Origin of the sequence: Streptomyces griseorubiginosus (assembly GCF_017614965.1) — a bacterium.
Classification (GTDB): Bacteria; Actinomycetota; Actinomycetes; order Streptomycetales; family Streptomycetaceae; genus Streptomyces; species Streptomyces griseorubiginosus_B.
Window position 1 is genome coordinate 1 of sequence record NZ_WVUG01000708.1, and the last position, 653, is coordinate 653.

1 protein-coding gene is annotated in these 653 nt (G+C 73.7%); it reads left to right on the forward strand.

Features of this window, described 5'->3' with window-relative positions; genetic code table 11:
• Positions 1 to 497: acetyl-CoA carboxylase biotin carboxyl carrier protein subunit (locus tag GRC12_RS44875; protein WP_208786144.1), on the forward strand; the 497-nt coding region annotated here is incomplete at its 5' end.
• Positions 498 to 653 lie beyond the last annotated feature (156 nt).

The window sequence follows — 653 nt, forward strand, 5'->3', positions numbered from 1 at the left end:
CGGCCTTCGCCCCGGAGCTGACCGGCTCCGAGGAGCCGTTCACGGTCCACACCCGCTGGATCGAGACCGAGTTCGTCAACGACATCAAGCCCTTCGCCGCCGCGGCGGATGCCGAGGCGGAGGAGGAGTCCGGGCGGGAGACGGTCGTCGTCGAGGTCGGCGGCAAGCGCCTGGAGGTCTCCCTGCCCGCCTCGCTGGGCATGACCCTGGCCCGCACCGGTCTGGCCGCCGGCGCCCGCCCCAAGCGGCGCGCGGCGAAGAAGTCCGGCCCGGTCGCCTCCGGTGACACCCTCGCCTCCCCGATGCAGGGCACGATCGTCAAGGTCGCCGTGGAGGAGGGCCAGGAGGTCAAGGAGGGCGACCTGGTCGTCGTCCTGGAGGCGATGAAGATGGAACAGCCCCTCAACGCCCACAAATCCGGCACCATCAAGGGCCTGACCGCGGAGATCGGCGCGTCCCTCAGCTCCGGCGCCGCCATCTGCGAGATCAAGGACTGACACCCACGGTCCCACGAGGCGCCCGGCGGCTGGAACGACCAGCCCCCCGGGCGCCTCGCCGTTCCCGAAGCCCGCCGACCTCCTCCGGATCCCGGCGCCCCCGTCTCCCGGCCCAGGCCGCCCGCCGTCGCCGGTTCCCGGCCGGTCGCCGTCGCC